We start from the raw sequence: 21,885 nt of genomic DNA, 5'->3' as shown, positions 1-21,885 counted from the left end.
ATGGAATTACCAAAAGATAAAAAAATCGTCCTTTTTGATGGCGTCTGTAATTTATGTAACGGGGCAGTTACTTTTATAATCAAACACGATAAAAAAGATATATTTCGCTTTGCCTCTTTGCAAAGTGAACTGGGTAAAAAACTGGTTGCAGAACGAGGAATGGATCCTGAAGAACTGGATTCTATAATCTTAATTGATCCAGGAGTGGCTTATTACAGAAAATCTACCGCTGCCCTCGAAATTTCAAGGGAACTTTCCGGCGGCTATTCTTTTCTTAAAAATCTGCTCTTTATACCCGAAGGCCTACGAGACAGTATTTACAATTTTATAGCAAATAATCGCTACAAATGGTATGGCAAAAAAGAATCTTGCATGATACCAACCCCCGAATTAAAGGCTAAGTTTCTTGATTAAACTTTTTCCTCTTCCTCTACATTGGCCTTAGCTTCTTTACTCTTTGGGTGATAGTTATCATCCCATTCTTTTACATTAGGTGGTCCCATTTTATTTACAGATTTTGCTACCATAAGTGAAACCGCAGCATCTCCCGTAACATTTACGGTGGTTCGGCACATATCCAGAGGCCGGTCTACGGCAAAAATAAGTGCTAGTCCTGCTTCCGGGATTCCGGCTTGTGCCAGTACAATTACCAACATAACCATTCCTGCTCCGGGCACGGCTGCAGAACCAATAGAAGCTAATGTAGCTGTTGCAATAATTCCAAGTTGTGCTGCAAAGCTAAGATCCATTCCAAACGCCTGTGCAATAAAAACTGCAGCAACGGCCTGGTAAAGACTTGTACCATCCATATTTATAGTGGCACCAATAGGTAGCACAAAACTGGAAACCTCGGGGCTAACCCCCATATGCTCCTCTACCCTTTCCATAGTAACCGGTAGTGTAGCTGCACTGGAACTGGTAGAAAAAGCCAGCAATTGGGCAGGGGAAATACCATTAATAAAAAAAGAAGGTTTGTTTTTGGTAACTACCCACACAAGTAAAATATAAAAACCAATCATTAAGGCCAATCCAGAAAGTACAGTAACACCATACATGGCAAGGGCTGCAAATAAATCGGTGCTTGGAGATTCTACCACCAAAGCTGCTAATAATGCAAATACACCATAAGGAGCAGTAAGCATTATTATATCGATCATTTTTAAAATTACTTCATTAAAACCATCAAAAAAATCTTTTACCGGTTTTGCTGTTTTTTCGGGGATAAGTATAAGTCCTATACCAAAGAAAATTGCGAAGAAAATAACCTGTAGCATATTGGCGTTATCTCCTGCAGCGGCAAAAATATTATTAGGTACAATATCTTCTAATGCCTGTAAAGGGCCAGATTCTCTTTGTTTATCGGCGTTGGCTTTTATACCCGATGCGTCGCCTTCGTAACTTGCAATTAAATCCTGTTGTGTTTCAGCGGTAATGGCATCTCCGGGTTTAATAAGATTCACCATAGTTAGGCCTATAGAGACAGCTACTACCGTGGTAAAAATATAAATACCAATGGTACGCGCTCCCATCTTAGAAAGTTTTGAGATATCTTTAAGATCGGAAATTCCTTTTATTAAAGAGGCCAAAATAAGCGGCACTGCAATAAGTTTAAGGGCATTTATAAAAATATTACCAAAAGGTTTTATCCAGTCTTCTATAAACTGCGCTCCCCAATTAAAATTGGTTAGAATTAGAGCAAATACAACCCCTGCTGCCATTCCTAATAAAATCTGCCAATGCAGTGCAAGTTTCTTCATGGGATATAAATTTCAGGATTTAAATCGATTAAATTTTTGAACTTTTATTCTGAAGGAAATAATCGGCTATTACCAGTGCTGCCATAGCTTCTACAATAGGCACAGCTCTTGGTACCACACAGGGATCGTGTCTTCCTCTTCCCTGCATCTCAACATTTTCTCCTTGTTTGTTTATAGTTTCTTGTTTTTGCATAATAGTAGCCACGGGTTTAAAAGCTACATTAAAATAAATATCCATCCCGTTAGAAATTCCGCCCTGTATTCCACCACTTAGGTTGGTTTGGGTACTTCCGTCTTCATTAAAGAGATCGTTATGCTCGCTACCTTTCATGGTGGTACCTTCAAACCCGCTACCATATTCGAAGCCCTTAACGGCATTTATAGAAAGCATTGCTTTACCCAGCTCTGCATGAAGCTTGTCAAAAACAGGTTCTCCCAATCCTTTTGGAACGTTTTTAATCACACATTGTAAGGTTCCTCCAACAGTATCGCCGTTTTTTTTAATCTCTTTTATATAAGCCTCCATTTTCGCTGCTGAATCAGGATCAGGACATCGCACCGCATTGGTTTCAATAAGGGATAAATCAAGGTCTTTTATATCTTTTTCCAAGCCTATTTTTCCTACCGAAGCTGTATAAGCGGTAAATTCCAGGCCATGCAAAAATTGTTTTGCTATAGCACCGGCCACTACCCTACAAGCAGTTTCCCGCGCCGAAGACCTGCCGCCTCCCCTATAGTCACGTACGCCATATTTTTCATCATAGGTATAATCGGCGTGACTGGGACGATATGTATCTTTTATATGCGAATAGTCTTTAGATTTTTGATTGGCATTTTTAATAACAAAGCCAATAGGAGTACCCGTAGTTTTTCCTTCAAAAATCCCGGAATAGAACTCTACGGTATCTGGTTCTTTTCTTTGTGTTACAATAGCCGATTGTCCAGGCTTTCTTCTGTTAAGTTCAGTTTGTATTTTTTCTGTATCTAACTGAATTCCCGCAGGACATCCGTCTATAATTCCGCCAATTGCCTCTCCGTGAGACTCTCCAAATGTGGTAAGTTTAAATAGTTTTCCGAAGGAATTTCCTGCCATTTTTTTGATTTTGAACAAATGTAATTTTTTCAGCCAATATTTAAAAATGTATCTTCATTAATATTAACATAACAAATAACTCACATATTAATGATTTGGTAAATATTCTATAAAATTAATTGAAGCTAATAAACTACTGTTTTTTGGTTATTTGTATGCAAAGATATACATCACATTGCTTAAAAAGAGAAAACCAGAAATAGTAGTAATATCAGATGTTCATTTGGGTACTTTTGGTGCTCATGCGGCAGAGCTTTGCGAATACCTGGAAAGCATTCAACCTAAAAAACTTATTCTTAACGGAGATTTTATTGACATTTGGCAATTTAGAAAAAGTTACTTCCCAAAATCACATTTAGAAGTAATTAAAAAGATTATTGATCTTAATAGTCAGGGAACAGAGGTTGTCTATATCACGGGGAATCACGACGAGTTTTTAAGAAAATTTAGTGATACACAAATTGGAAAACTACAAATTACCGATAAATTAGTTTTAAACTTAGATGGCAAGGAAGCCTGGTTTTTTCACGGTGATGTTTTTGATGCCGGAATTCAAAATGCAAAATGGATCGCTAAACTTGGTGGCTGGGGTTACGATTTATTGATTTTAGTGAACCGATTATTGAACCATATTCTACTAAAGATGGGTAAAAAGAAATATTCTCTCTCTAAAAAGATTAAAAACAGTGTTAAAAATGCCGGGAAATTTATAGCTAGTTTTGAAAAAACAGTCTCAGATCTGGCTATTGAGCAAGGATACAAATATGTGATATGCGGCCATATTCACCAACCTAAAATTATAAGAAAAACTACCAAAAAAGGAACCTGCCTATATTTAAACTCGGGCGATTGGGTAGAAAATCTTAGTGCACTTGAGTACGAAAATGAAAAATGGAACCTTACCTATTTCAAAAATTTAAAACCGCTACCAAAACATCTGGTAGCGGCTGTAACTATTTTGAAGAGAGATTAAATCAAAGCCTCCTTTAAAATACTCACCGGGTGCTTTGCATGGCGTTTTGTTCCATCAAATATCTGATGCCTACAACTTGTTCCGTTAGCTGAAATTAGCGTTTGTTGATCGGCTTTTCTCACTGCGGGGAATAAGCTTTGCTCCCCTATACTCATACTTACCTCATAATGTTCTTTCTCATAACCGAAAGAACCTGCCATCCCACAACATCCTGATGGGATTATACTCACTTTAAAGTTTTTTGGAAGATTAAGTATATCAAAACTCACCGCAGTATTAGACAATGCTTTTTGGTGGCAATGTCCATGTATTTTTATCGTTTTTTCTTCTGAAGTAAACTGCTCTGAACGTATATTACCCAGAGAAATTTCCTTTTTTAGAAATTCTTCGATGATAAAAGTATTGCCTGCCAATTTTTCCGCTTCCTCTTTATCATTGGCCAGTCTCAAATATTCATCCCGAAAAGTTAAAATAGCCGATGGCTCAACACCAATTAATGGCGTATTTTCAGATATTAGATCTTTAAAAATAGCGATGTTTTTGTTGGCAAAAACCTTTGCTTCTTCTAAAAATCCTTTTGAAATATGACTCCTGCCACTTTCTTCGTGCTTTATAATTTCTATCCTGTAATTAAGCTTGTAAAGTAGCTCCAACGCATCAATTCCTATTTCTGAATCCAGAAAATTAGTAAACTCATCATTAAAGACATAAACAGTTTTAATTGGGGTTTTAATTTGAAAGCGTTCTTTATTTTTTAAATAATAATTTGAAAGGCTTGTTTTAGCCAAAACAGGTAGACTTCTTTCCGGGGCGACCCCCATTATTTTTTTAGCTAAACCTGATGTTATCCCATTTTTGAAGAAAAAGTTGGCAAGTCCCGGTGTTTTAGACGCCAAAGCATTCATTTTAGCATTATTGGCAAATGCTTTATTCCTAAAGCTCTTACCATTCTCTTTTTGATATTGATACTGAAATTCGGCTTTTAAAGCAGCTACATCTACACTGGAAGGACATTCGCTTTTACAGCCCTTACAACTAATGCAAAGATCGAAAGCGTTTTTTATTTCCTCGTGGTTAAACCTATTGTTTTTATCTGAATTAGTTAAAAATTCCCGTAATGTATTTGCCCGTGCGCGAGTGGTGTCTTTTTCATCTTTGGTAGCACGATAACTTGGGCACATTGTACCTCCCGCTTCAACCGATTTTCTACAATCGCCACTACCATTACATTTTTCAGAAAGTTTTAAAATACCCTCCGTTTCCGAAAAATCCATAAGCGTAGAAATCTCGGGTTCTTTCCTATCTACTTCATATCTTAGGGAAGTATCCATAGGAGCGGTATCTGTTATTTTTCCCGGGTTAAAAATATTATGCGGGTCAAAAGTGAATTTAATATCGCGAAGTAATTCGTAGTTATGCGAACCAATCATCATTTCAATAAACTCGGCCCTTACCCTACCATCTCCGTGTTCGCCACTTAAAGAACCATTATATTTTTTCACAAGTTTAGCCACATCGGTAGTAATACTTCTAAAGAGTTTTACATCTTCCGATTTCTTCAAATTTAAAATTGGACGTAGATGAATTTCTCCGGCACCGGCGTGTGCGTAATACACGGCATCCTGGCCATAGTTATTCATAATTTGGGCGAATTCTGAGATATAATCGGCCAAATAGGGAATTGCGACTGCGGTATCTTCTATACAGGCTACGGCTTTTTTATCTCCTACGATATTACCCAGAAGTCCGAGGCCGGCTTTTCTTAATTCCATCGCCAATTCTATCTGCTCGCCCATTAAAATGGGGTAAGCATAACTTAATTTGGCATTTTTTAGGGTATCTAAAACCTGCTGGCTTTGCTGTAATACTTCTTCAGCGGTATTTGCCCTAATTTCCAGCATTAATATCGCCTTTGGATCACCTTCAATAAAAAACCGGTTTTCCTTATATTTTAAGTTTTGTTTTGTGCAATCTAAGATGGTTTTATCCATCATTTCACATGTAAACAGCGAGTGCTTCATAACCGGAACAACGGCTTGCATACAATTCTCTATGCTATCAAAGTGTGCTGCAATCATCGCCGATTGAGGCGGTTGAAGCTCATCTAGCTTCAGGGTGATTTCGGTTGTAAAGGCTAAAGTACCTTCACTTCCGCAAAGCAATTTGCAAAGGTTTAATGGCTCGTTAGAATCTTCAGAAAAAACATTGGCATAGAGCAATTCGTCTATGGCGTAACCGGTATTTCTTCTATGTAAGCTCTTAGGTGGGAATTTAGCTATAAGTTCTTTTTTATTTTCCTCAGAAGATAGTTGTTCATTTATCTTTCGGTAAATATCACCTTCCAGGTTCTGTAACTTTAACTTTTCCTGAAACTCTTCCTTTGAAATATCCCTAAACTCAGCTTCGGTACCATCGCTTAAAATTGTCTTTAAGGAAACCAGTTTTTCCCTGGTGGTGCCATATTTAATAGAGGTGGTGCCACTAGAATTGTTTCCTACCATACCCCCAATCATACAACGGTTGGAAGTTGATGTATTGGGGCCAAAAAACAAATTAAATTGATTTAAATACCTATTTAAATCGTCGCGAATTACCCCGGGTTGCAAACTTACCGTTTTAGCTTGCCCATCTACCTGAAAAATTCGTGTAAAATGTTTAGAAACATCTACTACAATTCCATCACCTACACACTGCCCTGCCAGAGAGGTTCCCGCAGTTCTTGGAATTAGTGAAGTACTATTGTTTTTTGCAAATTTTATAAGTGTTTTTAAATCCTCTTCGTTCTTTGGGTAACATACAGCTAAAGGTATTTCGCGATATACAGAGGCATCGGTTGCATACATTGAACGCCACATTTTATCGTCATATAACTGACCCTCAATTTTCTGCGCTAATTGGTGAAGTTTTGCTTTCATAATTGTGGATAAAAATAGAGAAATTCTCCCAAAGTCACTTAACAGATTTTTAAGCAATATTAACAATAGATTGGCGTATGATTCGTTTTATATCTTGTTTTAACATTTAAATTTGCCCACGATATTAAAAAAAGCTAATCATGAAAAAATTAATTTTACTTGCCGTTTTTGTAATCGGTGCCACGTTTTATAATCAAGCTGAAGCGCAAAGTATTTCTGATAACGCAATAGGTCTTAGATTTGGTGGTGGTGACGGTGTAGGTGCTGAAATCTCTTATCAACGAGCACTGGGAACTAACAACAATCGTTTAGAATTGGATTTAGGTTGGAGAGATAACAGCGCTTATGATGCTTTTAAACTTACCGGACTTTACCAGTGGGTTTGGAACATAGAAGGAGGGTTTAACTGGTATGTAGGTGCCGGTGCCGGACTTTTAGGAGTTGATGATACCCGTTTTAATGACAGAGATGGTGACGATGGAACTTACCTTTTTCTTGCCGGGGACATTGGTTTAGAATATAACTTTGATATTCCTTTACTACTTTCTCTAGATTTTAGACCAGAATTTGGTTTATACAGTGATAATGATGTTTTAAATCCTTTCTCTCCAGATATCGCACTTGGGGTAAGGTACCAATTCTAGTATTTACTGGATAGTATATATTTAACACCTCTCTGGTTTACCAGGAGGCACTTTACACAAAAGGATAGAAATCAAAAAGAGGCCGATTTAAATCGGCCTCTTTTTTTATACCACAGTTTGTTGTAAGGCCTTCTTATAAATATCTTCATAAAGTGGCACTATATTTTGTATATCAAATTTTTCGGCAACTTTGCGGGCTCCTTGTTTAAAGCTTTCCAGGGTTTCATCATTCTCCAGGATTTTTAAAGACCTGGAAGCCATTTCTTCCACATCGCCCACATTACTTAAATAACCTGAAACGCCATCTATATTAACCTCTGGCAAACCTCCGGTATTTGTAGAGACAACAGCAACACCATTAACCATAGCTTCTAAAGCCGAAAGCCCAAAGCTCTCTTTTTCTGAAGGCAATAAAAATAAATCTGAAAAGCATAGAATTTTATCTATTTCATGGCTTTGCCCTAAAAACATCACTTTGTCTGAAATATTCAGTTCGTCTACCAAATCTTCAGCGGCTTCTTTTTCGGGGCCTTCCCCTACCATCATTAGCTTAGCGTCAATCCTCTTCTGGATCTTGTAAAAGATTTTAATTACATCATCTATTCGCTTAACTTTTCTAAAGTTACTAATATGGGTAATTATTTTTTCCTTTTTTTCGGCCATCATTTCCCGCTGGCAATCTGTGAATTCTTTTTTATCGTATTTACTACAGTCTATAAAGTTTGGTACAACCTTTATTTCATTTTTAATTTTAAAGAATTTTAAGGTGTCTTCTTTTAAACTATTAGATACTGAAGTTACCACATCACTATTATTAATGCTAAAGGTTACCGCCGGCTTATAGAACGGATGATTCCCTACCAGCGTAATATCTGTACCATGAAGCGTGGTAACCATAGGTAGGTTAATGCCTTCTTCTGCAAGCATTTTTTTAGCCATATATCCGGCATAGGCATGCGGAATAGCATAATGCACATGCAACAGCTCTATATTGAATTGTTTTACCACATTTACCAGTTTACTGCTTAAAGCGAGTTCGTAAGGTTGGTAATGGAAAAGCGGGTATTCTGGAACGTGTACTTCATGGAATCGTACATTGCCCGACAACTGGTCTAAACGAACAGGTTGACTGTAGGTAACAAAATGTATTTCGTGACCGCGTTTAGCAAGGGCCAACCCTAGCTCTGTAGCTACCACTCCACTACCACCAAAGGTAGGATAACAAACAATGGCTATTTTCATTAAGTATAATTTGCTCGATTATCGAGATTTAAATGCCCCGAAGCCTGCTTCGAAACAAAAATAATTCTTCTATGAAATCAACCCAAAATTAAATTTTGAGATGATTTATTCGGCAAATGAGATATTTTACAAAGCCGATTTGTTTTGACATTAAGTTAAACAAAGCTTGAAGACTTTTCGAGGATCTTTAGACTTTAAAAATTTATCTCTTAGAAATCTATAGCCTCATAAATCACTTTCTGTATTCTTGATCTTACATCTTCCCTTATTAATGTTCTATTAGTCGCATCGGGAAAGGTTCTATTAGACAAAAATACATAAACAATTTCTTCTTCAGGGTCTGCCCAGGCAAATGTACCGGTAAAACCACTATGCCCAAAACTTTCCATAGAAAGACAATTACAGGTTGGGCCTGAGGTTCCCAGTTGTGGTTTGTCGAAACCAACGCCACGCCTTACATCCTGATCACAATAATAACAGGTATTAAATTTAGAAATGGTTTCAGCCTTAAAATATTCTGTGCCGCCATAAATCCCTTTATTCAAAAAGACATGCATTATTTTGGCAACATCGTTGGCATTGCTAAATAGGCCTGCGTGTCCACCAACACCTCCCTGTAGAGCTGCCCCCTGGTCATGTACTACCCCTTGAATGAGCTGTCTTCGCCAAAGTTTATCTATCTCGGTAGGAACTATTTGTTCTAAAGGAAATTTGGTTGTTGGCAAATATCCGGTATATGTAGCTCCCAATGGTTTATAGATTTTCTCCTGGGTAAGTTCATGTAAAGATTTATTATAATAGCCTTCTAAATAATATTTAAGAATATGGAAAGGTAGATCACTGTATTTGTAATCCAATCTTCTTTCTAGCTCACTATCCCTTATAATAGTAATGATACTATCTTTCATATCATTTCTAAGGTACATTTCATTAGCCACTTTTGTGCTAAAATTAGCAGAAGGCGTTTTTTGAAAATATTCTTTAGAGGGTAACCTGGTTTTTCTATCTATGGTATTTATATGAAAGGGAATCCATGATTTTAACCTGGCATAATGCATTAACATATCCTGCAATCTAATATTGGCTTTATTAGAATTTTTAAAGACAGGCATCATCTCCTCTAATTTTGTATCAAAATTCACAATTCCATTTTCTTCCTGTTCCATAATTAAGGGCAGGGTTGCCAGTATCTTTGTTAAAGAAGCCAGATCGTAAATTGAAGTGTCTGAAACCGGAGTTTTTTTGTTGTAAGTGTGATATCCAAAGTTTTTATTATAAACAACCTTTCCTTTTCTTGCTATTAAAATTTGGGCTCCGGGCGTCATTTTTTTATCAATGGCTTCCGTTATAATATCGTCTATTCTGCTTAATTCCTTAGAGTTTAAACCAACACTTTCCGGTAAACCATAAGAAAGTCTTTGGATACTTTTTGTATGGTAACCGGTTCCTTCAGGAAAATTATCGCCAATACTCACGGGAAGTTTTCCTTTTGCCCCAATGGCTCCAAATATTAACTGCGCAGCTTTTTGCTGTGCTACCGGGTGATTTTGATAGTTTACCAAAACACCTTCCAATTCCTGTAAACCTCTAAAATCGCTTAAAGCATACGGACTCGAAAACAGACTAAGGATTGTTTTATTTTTTTTGGCTATTTGATGAATCCAATGCAGCTCTGCAGCCGAAAATTTATAAGAAGCCCAGGGGTTACTATTAGATTTATGATAACCTAAAATAACCAAATCATAGCTAGTAAGCTTATTTTGCAAGTCATTAAGGTGAACTGCTGAAACCCAATCTACATTTGCATATTTTCTAAGCTCTTTTAAAAAAGGACTTCCGTTGGCATCCCCAAAATTAACATAGGCAATCCTGGTATTGGCAAGTTCTTTAACAGGTAAAATACCTTTGTTGTTTTTTATTAGGCTTAAAGCGTTCTCAAAAAGTCTTTCAAGTAAAGCTTCATCCCTTACGGTATTGAGTTCTTCTGAAAGAAAATTTTCCTGAACCATTTTTTTCTCAGATAAGCCGGCTTTATACTTTGCCTGAAGTATCTTTTTAACCGAATGTGCCAATCTTTCAGAGGTGATAATATTATTCTTAAAAGCATTAATTAATACTTCTGATGCCACTTCAAGTCTTTCTGGCATTAAAAGCATATCATTACCGGCTAAAAAGGCCCTTAATTCGGCATCTCCCGGTTCGGTATTGCTTGTAAGACCTTTCATATTTAAAGCATCGGTAAAAACAAGTCCGTTAAAATTCATTTGATCTTTTAAAAGATCTGTTATTATTGCTTTTGAAAGTGAAGATGGCGTATTCCTATTTTCCTGAAGCGCCGGCACGTTTAAATGCCCTACCATTACACTGGATAGGCCGTGTGCAATTAAAGGGTAATAAGGGTACAACTCTATATTCTCCAATCGTTCTTTGGAATAAGGAATTGTAGGTAATATTTTATGGGAATCTGCATCTGTATCTCCGTGACCCGGGAAATGTTTGGCACTTGATAAAATCCCTTCCTGATGCATTCCTCGCATAAAAGCAAGGGATTTTTCAGCTACATTTATTTTATTTTCTCCAAAACTTCGGTTTCCAATAATCGGATTTTTGGAATTGGTATTAATATCTACCACCGGGGCAAAATTGATGTGTACACCTAAACGCCTGGTATTACGGGAAATCGCAGCTCCGGCATCTTCAATTAATTTATTATTCTGAATAGCACCCAGGGTCATATTCCAGGGAAGCGCAAAAGCAGAATCAAGGCGCATGGCCAGGCCCCATTCGGCATCCATTCCAATAAGCAGTGGGGTTTTGGCAATTTCCTGAAACTCATTTGTTAATTTAGCCTGTCTTAAAGGCCCACCTTTAGAAAAAATAACCCCGCCAATATTTCCTTCTTCGACATATTTCCTGGCTTGTTCAATATAAGTTTCACCACTTCCGGAAGAAACACTTATCATAAATAATTGACCAATTTTCTCCTGAAGGCTCAATGAGTTATACACGCTATCTACCCACTTTTTTTGAGCCTCCACACCTGTGGTGAACAAAGGATTATTTTGCGCCGATAGCACAGAGAAGACAAAAAGAAAACAGGTGGTAAGTAAGATTTTCGGGCTAGATGTAGGTTTCATCAATTAAGAAAACGCTTATGCCAACTTTCTGCAGCAGGAACTTCCCAATCTGAAAGAAATTCAGCTTTATTGTTTACCAAATTATTAAAGACTATTGTTTTAGGAGAAACTGCCTTTTGTTTGGCCATTTTCCTAAAATCTGATAAGCTTTTATATGCCACAAATTCACCTTGTTTATAGGAGACATTCATTTTATCTAAAAGATCTACGTTATAATCTTTCTCCAATTGTTGAATAAAATGCACAGAAGCATCTATAGAACAACCGGAAGCAGCATTTATTTGCTGATCTAGCGCCAGAACAATAAAACGTTTGTATTTAATTAGGTAGCCCGCTTTTAATTCGGCTCCATGGGCCGTCCATTGTGTAACAAATTGGTCTAAACGGGATTGTATTTCTTCTAATTCTTCATTGGTGAAAGATCGGTTTGCCTGGTAGATCCAAACCCTTGAAGAATCGGGTAGATTTTCGAATGGTACTAACATAAATTGCTAAAATTATATTTTCACAAAACTAATTGATTTAGCTTATGTCTCAAATATAGTTATGCCTTTTAACGTTTGATTTTTTTACTCGAGAATTGAGATTAAACAATGCCGGCCTTTTATGGACATTAAATCAAATATCCATCTAATAGCGTCCCTGTTTTTCGTCAGGTACTTTATAAAATTATGACGACAAATTTTAAGGTAAGCAAGACTAAATAGAGGAATAATGTTGCTCAGCAGCTATTAAAACGCTTAACTTAATTAGAAAAAGCTATTTGTTGGCAATATTAACTATAAATCCTGAGCGTTAGCAATAAGTTCTGCGACATCCATTACTGCTACACTATCTTCTTTATTTTTCCCTTTTACCCCATCTGTCATCATGGTGTTACAAAAGGGACAACCAGCAGCAATAACTTCAGGTTTTACTTCCATAGCCTGCTCGGTTCTTTCTATATTTACATCTTTGTTACCAGGTTCGGGCTCTTTAAACATTTGGCCACCACCGGCACCGCAACAAAGTCCGTTAGATTTACACTTACGCATTTCTACGAGTTCTACTTCCAGCTTTCGAAGTAGATCACGTGGAGCTTCATATTCGCCGTTGGCACGCCCTAAATAACAAGGGTCATGAAATGTGATACGTTTACCTTTAAATTTTCCACCTTCAACTTTTAATTTGCCTTCATTTAAAAGAGATTTTAAAAATTGCGTATGGTGCATTACTTCGTAATTACCACCCAGGGCCGGATACTCATTTTTTATTGTATTAAAGCAGTGAGGACAAGCGGTTACTACTTTTTCTATTTCGTAACCATTAAGAACCTCTATATTTGTTGCAGCCTGCATTTGAAAAAGAAATTCGTTACCCGCTCGCTTTGCAGGGTCTCCGGTACAACTCTCTTCTGTTCCCAAGACGGCAAAATCTACCCCTGCTTCATGTAAAAGTTTTACAAAAGCTTTAGTTATTTTCTTTGCCCTATCATCAAAACTACCGGCACAGCCCACCCAAAATAATACTTCAGGTTTTTTACCCGCTGCCATATACTCGGCCATTGTAGGTACTTTTAATGCTTCTGCCATATCTAAATGTTTTTAATTTTTCTTAGAACTTTTTCTTATCCTAAATATTCAAAAAATTGTTTTTAAAATTTCCGGTTCTTTCAGCTATTAATTCTCTTTGGCCCAATTCAATCTGTCTTGTTGATTATAAGGCCAGGGAGCACCGTTGTTTTCAATATTGGTCATGGCAATAGCTAGCTCGTTAGGAGCAGCACTTTCTTCCATAACTAAATACCTACGCATGTCTAAAATAATAGATAAAGGATCTATACCTATTGGGCAGGCTTCTACACAGGCATTGCAACTGGTACAGGCCCACAATTCTTCACGCAATATAAAATCGTCCAGTAATTGCTTACCGTTATCTTCGTATTTCCCTTTTTTATTAATAATATCGCCTACTTCTTCCAGCCTATCCCGGGTATCCATCATAATTTTTCGCGGAGAAAGTTTTTTACCGGTTTGGTTTGCAGGGCATTCGGCAGTACATCTTCCACATTCTGTACAGGTGTAGGAATTTAGTAACTGTACCTGGTTAAGATCAAAGACATCTGAAGCACCGAATTTCTCCGGTTCAGCGCTAGTTTCTTCTTCAGCTGGAGCTGCAAAAGGATCGGCGTCGGGATCCATCATGAGCTTAACTTCGTCGGTAACAGATTGTAAATTATCCATCTCTCCCTGGGGACGAAGTTTTGATAAATAAACATTTGGAAAAGCAAGTAGAATATGTAAATGCTTTGAATAGTATAGGTAATTAAGGAAGAAAAGAATCCCCAAAATATGTAACCACCAGGCTGTTCTCTCAATAATAATGAGTGTAGCATTACTCATTCCCTCAAAAATAGGCAGCAAAAATTGACTAATTGGAAAAGCTCCTGTAATTCCGGCTTCGCTGGCGTAATGTGGCGCACCATTTAATTGAAGCTGATAATCTGTAGCATTCATTACCAGGAAAAGTACCATAAGTACCATTTCAAAATATAGAATATAATTAGCATCATTCTTGGGCCAACCTTTTAATTCCCTGCTCAGAAAACGATAAATATTAAGAAGGTTTCGTCTTATCCAAAAAACAATTACACCAATAAGGACTAATAAGGCCAGTATTTCAAAAGAGCCAATTAAAATGTTATAAAAACCTCCCATAAATGAAAGTACACGGTGTGTACCGAATAATCCATCTATTATAATTTCAACAACTTCAATGTTTATAATTATAAAACCTACATAAACAATTACATGAAGAAAACCTGATATTGGTTTTTTCACCATTTTGCTCTGACCAAAAGCTACCCTGGCCATTTTAGCAAAGCGCTCCCCTTTATTGTCGCTTCTATCTACTTCCCTGCCTAACTTGATATTCCTAATTAACTTACGAATATTTCTAATAAAAAATCCGATTCCGGCTACAAGGGCAAGTAAAAATAAGATCTGGGCAATAATTTGCATGATGGTTTATTTTATAGAATCCTTTTCTTTAGGCTCCTGATAAGGCTCAGGGTTTTTTCCAAAAACAGAAAAATGGACATATCGTTTAGGATTCAGTTTTACGTCTTGCAGTAATTGTTCTAGCTGTTTTGTGGCATTATCCAGGTTGTTATAAACGGCATCATCATTAATTAATTTACCTGCAGTACCTTCTTTATTATTTAATTTATCTGAGATACTTTCAAAATCAGCTACTACTTTTTCCAAATCTTTGGTAATCTTACCAATATCCATTTGGGTTAAACTATCTGAAAAAGTATTGAAATTGGTAGTTATTTCATCAAGATTGGTAAAAGTCCTATTAATATTATCTGAGTTTCCACCAATAATACCCTCTAAGGTATTGGCGGTAACTTTAAATGAAGCTACGGTAGCATTAAGGTCTTTAAAAGTATTTCTAATATTGTACCGTGTACTGTCGTTTAAAATCTTATTCACTGCAGTTACCAGGGAATCTGCACTAACTATCGTATTTTCAACTTTTTCCTGAAGCGGTGTTAACCTGTCATTAACCAGCTCCATAATACCTTCTTCAATTTCGCTATTTAAGGTATCTCCAGATTTAGCCATCTCCCCCTTTTTGTAGTCTGGAATTATGGCTAAAGATTTCCCCCCAATAATATTACCTCCATAAATTTGAGCGGTACTATTCCTGGAAAACTGAAAGTCGTTTTCTACCGTAAAGCTTACAACAAGGGTTCCTTTAGAATCCAGGAAGTTAATTTTTGTGACTTGCCCAACCTTTAAACCGTTTATAGTTACAGCCGAAGAAGGTGAAAGACCTTCCACATCGTTATAAACCGCATGAAAAGTTCTACTGGATTCCAGTAGATTCTTACCTTTTAAGAAACTATAACCAAAAATAAGTAGGAGGATAGCAATTATTGCTAATAATGCAGTTTTTACTTCACGTGTAAATTTCAAAAGCTATTTTTTTAAGATAAAAACAAATTTAGAAATAAAAATAGAAAAGAAGCCTTATTTTACTTTGTTTTTAACGCCTCATTAACTGTAATCTTATCCCCACCTTTAAAAGCTACAATATAACTTGAAGGATATCCATTTTGCTTTGCTTTATCATGAAGTTCGTTAATTCTGGTATAGTTAGAGGTGGCCCCATAATAATATTTGTATAAGCCATTTTCCCTGGAGCGTTCTACGTTTTGTAAGCCTTTAAAGTTATATGCTTTGGTTTCTAATTTTTTGGAACCTGCAGCCAATTGAATTTTAAATGTTATACCCTCATAAACTTCGTCCTGTAATTCGTCCTGATTATTAGAGTTGGATATAGAGGAGTTACCTATATTTTGCAAGCTGGATAAATTTATACTATTGGCATACTTATCTATAGCTTCTACAATAGCAGCCGCCATTTTATTTTGACCTGAAGTACTATTTAAATATGGACCTTCGTGATTATTGGTAAGGAAACCGGTTTCTATAAGTACACTCGGCATCACAGCGTTTTTTAAAACCAAAAAACCCGCTTGCTTCACTCCCCTGTCTTTTCTTTTTAAATTATGGGTAAAATTTTTCTGGATAAAATCAGCCAAAAGTATACTTTGATTTAGGTATTCCTCCTGCATTAAAGCCATTCCTATATAAGATTCGGGAGAATTAGGATTAAACCCTCCATAGGTCACCTCATAATCTTCCTCTAAAAAGATTACTGAGTTCTCTTTTTTAGCAACTTCGAAGTTTTCTTTGGTTTTATGCAAACCCAATACAAAAGTTTCGGTACCATAGGCCTGGGAGTTGTGGGCATTACAATGTACAGAAACAAAAAGATCGGCATCGGCCTCGTTGGCTATTCTGGCTCTTTTAGCTAAAGGGATAAAAACATCAGTATCCCGGGTATAAATTACTTCAATCCCTCCCTTTTTTTCCAAAGCTTCCCCAATTTTTAAAATAATATTAAGTGCAATATCCTTTTCCTTAAAGCCATTTCCCGTATTACCCGGATCTTTGCCGCCATGACCGGCATCAAGAACAACTACAAAACGATCTCTAGGAGTATCGTTTATAGCAAGTAAATGCTGCGAGTTGCCAAGAAAAAATATAAAAAATACGAAAAGTTTAAGTAGGTTCGTTCTCATAAAAAAGGTAACGCTAAATTTGTGCTGATTATTTTAATTACTTTTTTTCAGTGATTCTCAAATCTAAGCTGAAAAAATATATGTAATTTTGAATTTGCAAAAAGCAAGCCATTCTTTACAAAAATAGCACTTAGAGCATTGCAAACAAACATACCTAACATACTTTTTTGCTGTATATTTATACTGCTTCCTTTCGTTTGTTTAAACGCCCAGGAAATAGGAAACAATACCGAAATAAACTTAGATGCCAAGGAAAGGGACACTATTGTTACCGTTGGCGATTCATTACCCCTGGCACAAACCATTAAGTCCACCGATAGTATTTTGGGCGATTCCTTACAGCCGCCACAAAAAGGAAATCAGCTTATTACCGATGCCGTTAAATATGAGGCTAAAGATTATATGCGCATTAGCCAAAAGGAAAATAGAATGTTTCTCTATAATGAGGCCCAGATTATCTATGGCGATATGCAAATTAATGCAGGCCTAATTATTATAGATAACGATAAAAATGAGGTTTACGCTTACGGAATTCCCGATTCTACCGGGGCATATTCTCAAAAACCGGTTTTTGTTCAGGGCAATCAAACTGTAGAACCAGATTCTATTCGCTTTAATTTTGATACCGAAAGAGCGCTGGTATACAACTCAAGAACACAACAGGCAAATTTTAATGTAAAAGGAGAAGTCACCAAACGCGAAAACGATTCGGTGTATTTTATGCAAAATGTGCGTTTTACCACCGATGAAGACTTAGAAAACCCCGACTATTTTTTCTATGCAAGACGTATAAAATTTGTCCCGGACAAAAAAATTGTAGCCGGCCTTGTAAATATGTATCTAGCCGATGTTCCTACCCCGTTGGGATTACCTTTTGGCTACTTTCCCTTAACCGAAGAAGAGACCTCTGGTTTTATTATTCCCAGTTTTGGGGATAGCCAGCGTGGTTATTTTCTGCAAAACGGGGGGTATTATTTTGCCATAAGTGATTATGTAGACCTGCTTACCCTGGGAGACTATTATACAAATGGAAGTTATGCAGTAAGACTGGAAAGTAATTATGCCAAGCGTTATCGCTACCGCGGAAATGTTAGGATACGCTACGAAAATCAATATCAAAGTGAACGTGGTTTTCCCGATTATTCAGAAAGAACAGAATATAATATACAATGGTCGCACAATCAGGATGCCAAAGCAAATCCAAATTCCAGGTTTAATGCATCTGTGAATTTAGGAAGTAGCACTTACTACCAAAATTCTGTAAACCAAATGAATACAGGGAATTTCTTAACCAATTCTTTAAGTTCATCGGTATCCTACAGTAAAACTTTTCCGGGTGATCCGCAGGTGAATTTAAGTATCGCTGCCAGACATAGCCAAAATACAAGAACACAAACTATAAATATGAGTTTACCTACCTTACAGGCAAGTATGACACGTATTTACCCATTTGCTCCAAAAACCGGATCTAAAAAGGGATTGATAGAAAATATTAACTTTCAATATAATTTACGGGGGGAGAACCAAATTAGAACTACCGACTCTCTATTCTTCAAACCCGAAATGTTTAAAGATGCCAATTATGGTGCCCAACACTCTATTCCTGTTTCCACTAACTTTAAATTATTTAATTACCTAAGTGTTAGTGCTAATGCTAATTACGAAGAGAATTGGGTTTTTAAAACTTTTGAACAGTCGTACGACGAATTTAATGATGAAGTGGTTATAGATACTATAAATGGGTTTGATTCTTACCGAACTTATAATTTTGGAGCCAGCATTGGTACCACGTTATATGGTTTAAAAAACTTCGGAAAAGATAAGAAAATACAGGCCATTAGGCACGTTATGCGCCCTTCTATTAGCTATAATGTAAACCCTGCATTCGATCAATATTATGATACTTATGAACGGATTAACCCTGCAAACCCGTTAGAAACCAATATGGTAGATTATTCCAGGTTTAGCGGTACATTGTATGGAGCTCCCGGCAACCGGTTTTCCAGTTCACTGGGATTAAGTATTAGTAATACCCTGGAAGCCAAAGTGCGGTCTAAAGACAGTACTGCCACAGAACCCGAAAAAATATCTTTGCTGAATAATTTCAGCATGAGTACAGCATATAATCTTTCTGCAGAGAAAGGGCAACCAAGACTCTCACCCATTGCTCTACGAGGAAGCATCCCTATTGTAAGGGATAAACTGGATATCAACGTTGCGGGAAACATGGATATTTATGCACTGGATAATAATAATCAAAGAACAAATAAATTAAATATTAATAATGGTGGAAGTTTATTTAGGTTTACCAACGCCAATGTAAGTTTTGGGTATTCTTTTTCCAGCAAGGATTTTGAAGATGAAGGCGAAGATGAAAATCAGGACGATATAGATAATGACACCTATAGAGGTGGTGGTAGGCGTGATGACCTTTTTGGAAAAGGAACCGACCTTGACGGAAAATTTTATGACGAAGAGGAAGACCCATTTGCCGATGAAAATCGTCCCGAACGAAATGACAACTGGTATAATTATAAAATTCCATGGGATTTAAGAATGTCTTATACCATGACCTATAATAATTCTGCACGCCAAAACGAGATTACCTCACATTCTATTATGTTTTCGGGAGATGTTGAGCTCTCTCCAAAATGGATGGTAGGAGCCTCCTCTGGTTACGATTTAAAAGATTTAGGTTTTACTTATACACAGCTAAGGTTTCAACGAGATTTAAATACCTGGAGGTTAAGTTTTAACTGGGTCCCTTTTAGTGAGCGTAGATCCTGGTATTTCTTTATTGGAATTAAATCGGCTATCTTAAGTGATATAAAATACGATAAACGTAATGAACCAGATCGAAGATTATAAATTTTAAATAGTACAAACAATGAAAAAAATAATTAAGACCAACCAGGCCCCTGCTCCTATTGGCCCTTATAATCAAGCCGTGTTAACCGGAAATATGCTTTTTATTTCAGGACAAATAGCACTTAATCCTGAAACCGGTGAATTGGAAACCGAAGAACTTCAAAAGGAAACAATTAGGGTAATGGAAAATCTTAAAGCAATTCTTGCTGAAGCCGGAATGGATTTTGAAAACGTAATTAAAACTTCCATTTTTATAAGCGATATGAATAATTTCGCTAAAATCAATGAGATTTACGCCAACTATTTTAATGCTGAAACTGCCCCTGCCAGGGAAACTGTAGAGGTTGCTAACTTGCCTAAGTTTGTAAACGTAGAAATTAGTGCTATAGCAGTAAAAGAGTAAAATTAAAATAAACAGCTTTACCCCGTAACCGATAGTTATCGTGACTGTGAGGCTTCACTCATAATAATAAAACACCTCGTTGTCTTGCCACGAGGTATTTTATTTTAGAGCTTTTTAAAAAAAGCTGGTTTTTCATTTTAAGATAAATAGATCTCAATTATCTCTTGATAGTATTGAGTTCAGTTTACAGAAAAAAACAGCACTAAGCTTATCTCTATTAAATGCCTAAGGCTTTAGGTCAGATATTTTCAAAGCTTAAAAATCGCGAAACTGCTAAGAAAAAATAATATCTAAAACGCCTGCATTAATAACCTGGCACTTGCCGGATTGGTTGCTAGTGGAATATCGTGAACATCGCATAAGCGCATTAGCATAAAAATATCGGGCTCGTGCGGATGCTTGTCTAACGGGTCTCTAAAGAAAATTACCATATCTACTTTTCCTTCTGCAATTCGGGAAGCTATTTGCGCATCACCCCCCAGAGGTCCTGAAAGTAATTTTTCTACCTCAAAACCTGCGCTTTCGGTTTTTGCACCGGTAGTTCCGGTGGCAATAAGTTTTATATTCTTGGCCTGAAGCGATTCTCTATGGTTATTTAAAAACTGAACCATTTCTGCCTTCTTGCCGTTATGGGCAATAATTGCTACTGTTTTCATTTTTTATACAGATAAAATATCAGAAATGCGAAGCAAATCTTTATTAATAGTTGGTTTAGATTGTAAAGTTTTGTTTAATTCAATAGCCTGTACCTCATTATTTAGCATACCTACCATAATATCTTGTTGCCCGTCTAACGCCAGCTCAACCGCCTTTACGCATAACCTGCTCGCTAAAACACGATCAAAACAAGTGGGGCTACCTCCCCGCTGTATATGACCCAACACGGTTACTTTTGCATCATAATAGGGTAAATTCTCTTTTACATAGTCTGCCAGTTCAAAAACGTTTTTACCAATTTTATCTCCTTCTGAAACTACAACTATACTGGAAGTTTTTCCCGAACGCCTACTACGCTCCAGGGAATTTAGTAAACGATCTAAACCAAGATCTTCCTCCGGAATAAGAATTTCTTCAGCACCGGCTCCAATTCCACTATTTAAGGCTATAAAACCGGCATCACGCCCCATTACTTCCACAAAAAACAACCTGTTATGTGAGCTCGCGGTATCTCTAATTTTATCTACAGCGTCAATTACCGTATTTAAAGCAGTATCATAGCCTATGGTATAATGGGTTCCAAAAATATCGTTATCTATAGTTCCGGGGACACCAATAATTGGAATGTTATGCTCTGCGCTAAATATTTGGCCGCCTTTAAAAGTACCATCACCACCAATAAGAATCATAACGTCAACTTCAGCCTTTTTTAAATGCTTAGCAGCCTTTTCCCGACCTTCTTTAGTTCTAAACTCTTCAGATCTGGCCGATTTAAGTATTGTACCTCCAAGGTTAATAATATTGCGAACACTACGGGCATTAAGCTCTACATAATCGCCATCTATCATTCCCTGAAAGCCCTTCATAAATCCTACACAATCTATGTGATAATAAGCACAGGCTCTAACCACTGCCCTAATTGCAGCATTCATCCCAGGAGCATCGCCACCCGAAGTCATTACTCCAATTCGTTTTATCTTTTTTGTCATATCTTTCTATTTCTTGTCTAAAATTACAAACTAAGGAGAAATCTTAAAAGAAAAAGAAGAAGTTTTAAGGCTT

At 36.8% G+C, this 21,885-nt stretch carries 17 protein-coding genes; 5 read left to right on the top strand and 12 right to left on the bottom strand.

Features of this window, described 5'->3' with window-relative positions; genetic code table 11:
* Positions 1-414: a thiol-disulfide oxidoreductase DCC family protein gene (locus I6U49_RS00305; RefSeq protein ID WP_198627139.1), complete on the top strand. Its 414-nt coding sequence runs from the start codon at positions 1-3 to the stop codon at positions 412-414.
* On the opposite strand, the gene I6U49_RS00300 is transcribed toward I6U49_RS00305, so the two are convergent.
* Together I6U49_RS00300 and aroC are read right to left on the bottom strand one after the other, a co-directional pair.
* Positions 411-1,757, bottom strand: a complete 1,347-nt coding sequence (locus I6U49_RS00300; RefSeq protein ID WP_198627138.1) for a dicarboxylate/amino acid:cation symporter — start codon at positions 1,755-1,757, stop codon at positions 411-413. The genes I6U49_RS00305 and I6U49_RS00300 overlap by 4 nt on opposite strands.
* 28 nt (positions 1,758-1,785) lie before the next feature.
* On the bottom strand, positions 1,786-2,850 hold the full coding sequence (aroC, locus tag I6U49_RS00295) for a chorismate synthase (protein WP_198627137.1): 1,065 nt from the start codon (positions 2,848-2,850) through the stop codon (positions 1,786-1,788).
* 175 nt (positions 2,851-3,025) lie between these two features.
* On the opposite strand from aroC, the gene I6U49_RS00290 reads away from it, so the two are divergent.
* Complete coding sequence (locus I6U49_RS00290; protein WP_193709514.1) at positions 3,026-3,823, top strand: UDP-2,3-diacylglucosamine diphosphatase; 798 nt, start codon at positions 3,026-3,028, stop codon at positions 3,821-3,823.
* Here I6U49_RS00290 and I6U49_RS00285 read toward each other — a convergent pair.
* Positions 3,820-6,738 (bottom strand): FAD-binding and (Fe-S)-binding domain-containing protein, encoded by a 2,919-nt coding sequence (locus I6U49_RS00285; protein ID WP_198627136.1) that lies wholly within the window; start codon positions 6,736-6,738, stop codon positions 3,820-3,822. The two genes, I6U49_RS00290 and I6U49_RS00285, sit on opposite strands and share 4 nt — an antisense overlap.
* Before the next feature lie 140 nt (positions 6,739-6,878).
* Here I6U49_RS00285 and I6U49_RS00280 point away from each other — a divergent pair, with 140 nt between their 5' ends.
* Complete coding sequence (locus I6U49_RS00280) at positions 6,879-7,382, top strand: hypothetical protein (RefSeq protein WP_193709512.1); 504 nt, start codon at positions 6,879-6,881, stop codon at positions 7,380-7,382.
* Positions 7,383-7,487: 105 nt separating this feature from the next.
* On the opposite strand, the gene bshA is transcribed toward I6U49_RS00280, so the two are convergent.
* The 7 genes from bshA to I6U49_RS00245 all read right to left on the bottom strand — a co-directional run bounded on the left by bshA (position 7,488) and on the right by I6U49_RS00245 (position 16,895).
* On the bottom strand, positions 7,488-8,624 hold the full coding sequence (gene bshA, locus I6U49_RS00275; protein WP_193709511.1) for an N-acetyl-alpha-D-glucosaminyl L-malate synthase BshA: 1,137 nt from the start codon (positions 8,622-8,624) through the stop codon (positions 7,488-7,490).
* A gap of 209 nt (positions 8,625-8,833) precedes the next feature.
* Positions 8,834-11,761, bottom strand: a complete 2,928-nt coding sequence (locus I6U49_RS00270; RefSeq protein WP_198627135.1) for a glycoside hydrolase family 3 N-terminal domain-containing protein — start codon at positions 11,759-11,761, stop codon at positions 8,834-8,836.
* The gene (locus I6U49_RS00265) at positions 11,761-12,246 is read right to left on the bottom strand and encodes an ABC transporter ATPase (RefSeq protein WP_198627134.1); all 486 of its coding nucleotides are present in this window, start codon (positions 12,244-12,246) and stop codon (positions 11,761-11,763) included. Before I6U49_RS00265 ends, I6U49_RS00270 begins: the two co-directional genes overlap by 1 nt.
* A gap of 294 nt (positions 12,247-12,540) precedes the next feature.
* Positions 12,541-13,332: a (Fe-S)-binding protein gene (locus I6U49_RS00260; protein WP_198627133.1), complete on the bottom strand. Its 792-nt coding sequence runs from the start codon at positions 13,330-13,332 to the stop codon at positions 12,541-12,543.
* Between the two features lie 87 nt (positions 13,333-13,419).
* The gene (locus I6U49_RS00255) at positions 13,420-14,760 is read right to left on the bottom strand and encodes a (Fe-S)-binding protein (protein ID WP_198627132.1); all 1,341 of its coding nucleotides are present in this window, start codon (positions 14,758-14,760) and stop codon (positions 13,420-13,422) included.
* Between the two features lie 6 nt (positions 14,761-14,766).
* Positions 14,767-15,723, bottom strand: coding sequence for an MlaD family protein (locus tag I6U49_RS00250; protein WP_193709506.1), 957 nt, complete (start codon positions 15,721-15,723; stop codon positions 14,767-14,769).
* A 59-nt stretch (positions 15,724-15,782) separates the two neighbouring features.
* Positions 15,783-16,895 carry an N-acetylmuramoyl-L-alanine amidase family protein gene (locus tag I6U49_RS00245; RefSeq protein ID WP_193709505.1) on the bottom strand — a complete coding sequence of 371 codons (1,113 nt, stop codon included), beginning with the start codon at positions 16,893-16,895 and terminating at the stop codon, positions 15,783-15,785.
* Positions 16,896-17,033: 138 nt separating this feature from the next.
* Here I6U49_RS00245 and I6U49_RS00240 point away from each other — a divergent pair, with 138 nt between their 5' ends.
* Both I6U49_RS00240 and I6U49_RS00235 read left to right on the top strand, forming a co-directional pair.
* On the top strand, positions 17,034-19,763 hold the full coding sequence (locus tag I6U49_RS00240; protein WP_198627131.1) for a putative LPS assembly protein LptD: 2,730 nt from the start codon (positions 17,034-17,036) through the stop codon (positions 19,761-19,763).
* A 19-nt stretch (positions 19,764-19,782) separates the two neighbouring features.
* The gene (locus I6U49_RS00235; protein WP_193709503.1) at positions 19,783-20,166 is read left to right on the top strand and encodes a Rid family detoxifying hydrolase; all 384 of its coding nucleotides are present in this window, start codon (positions 19,783-19,785) and stop codon (positions 20,164-20,166) included.
* A gap of 290 nt (positions 20,167-20,456) precedes the next feature.
* Here the strand turns inward: I6U49_RS00235 and I6U49_RS00230 are convergent, their stop codons facing one another.
* Both I6U49_RS00230 and pfkA read right to left on the bottom strand, forming a co-directional pair.
* Positions 20,457-20,822, bottom strand: coding sequence for a methylglyoxal synthase (locus I6U49_RS00230; RefSeq protein ID WP_057483150.1), 366 nt, complete (start codon positions 20,820-20,822; stop codon positions 20,457-20,459).
* Positions 20,823-20,825: 3 nt separating this feature from the next.
* Positions 20,826-21,812 (bottom strand): 6-phosphofructokinase, encoded by a 987-nt coding sequence (pfkA, locus tag I6U49_RS00225; RefSeq protein ID WP_193709502.1) that lies wholly within the window; start codon positions 21,810-21,812, stop codon positions 20,826-20,828.
* Between the last annotated feature and the right edge of the window lie 73 nt (positions 21,813-21,885).

The sequence above is a fragment of the Salegentibacter maritimus genome (assembly GCF_016236915.1).
Classification (GTDB): domain Bacteria; phylum Bacteroidota; class Bacteroidia; order Flavobacteriales; family Flavobacteriaceae; genus Salegentibacter; species Salegentibacter maritimus.
Note: the sequence above shows the minus strand (reverse complement) of the source record. Positions and strands in the feature narration are given on the sequence as shown.

Excerpts from the sequence above, each read along its gene's own strand:
- I6U49_RS00305 (WP_198627139.1), top strand. The coding sequence starts at position 1 with ATGGAATTACCAAAAGATAAAAAAATCGTCCTTTTTGATGGCGTCTGT.
- I6U49_RS00300 (WP_198627138.1), bottom strand. The coding sequence starts at position 1,757 with ATGAAGAAACTTGCACTGCATTGGCAGATTTTATTAGGAATGGCAGCA.
- aroC (WP_198627137.1), bottom strand. The coding sequence starts at position 2,850 with ATGGCAGGAAATTCCTTCGGAAAACTATTTAAACTTACCACATTTGGA.
- I6U49_RS00285 (WP_198627136.1), bottom strand. The coding sequence starts at position 6,738 with ATGAAAGCAAAACTTCACCAATTAGCGCAGAAAATTGAGGGTCAGTTA.
- I6U49_RS00280 (WP_193709512.1), top strand. The coding sequence starts at position 6,879 with ATGAAAAAATTAATTTTACTTGCCGTTTTTGTAATCGGTGCCACGTTT.
- bshA (WP_193709511.1), bottom strand. The coding sequence starts at position 8,624 with ATGAAAATAGCCATTGTTTGTTATCCTACCTTTGGTGGTAGTGGAGTG.
- I6U49_RS00270 (WP_198627135.1), bottom strand. The coding sequence starts at position 11,761 with ATGAAACCTACATCTAGCCCGAAAATCTTACTTACCACCTGTTTTCTT.
- I6U49_RS00265 (WP_198627134.1), bottom strand. The coding sequence starts at position 12,246 with ATGTTAGTACCATTCGAAAATCTACCCGATTCTTCAAGGGTTTGGATC.
- I6U49_RS00260 (WP_198627133.1), bottom strand. The coding sequence starts at position 13,332 with ATGGCAGAAGCATTAAAAGTACCTACAATGGCCGAGTATATGGCAGCG.
- I6U49_RS00255 (WP_198627132.1), bottom strand. The coding sequence starts at position 14,760 with ATGCAAATTATTGCCCAGATCTTATTTTTACTTGCCCTTGTAGCCGGA.
- I6U49_RS00245 (WP_193709505.1), bottom strand. The coding sequence starts at position 16,895 with ATGAGAACGAACCTACTTAAACTTTTCGTATTTTTTATATTTTTTCTT.
- I6U49_RS00235 (WP_193709503.1), top strand. The coding sequence starts at position 19,783 with ATGAAAAAAATAATTAAGACCAACCAGGCCCCTGCTCCTATTGGCCCT.
- I6U49_RS00230 (WP_057483150.1), bottom strand. The coding sequence starts at position 20,822 with ATGAAAACAGTAGCAATTATTGCCCATAACGGCAAGAAGGCAGAAATG.
- pfkA (WP_193709502.1), bottom strand. The coding sequence starts at position 21,812 with ATGACAAAAAAGATAAAACGAATTGGAGTAATGACTTCGGGTGGCGAT.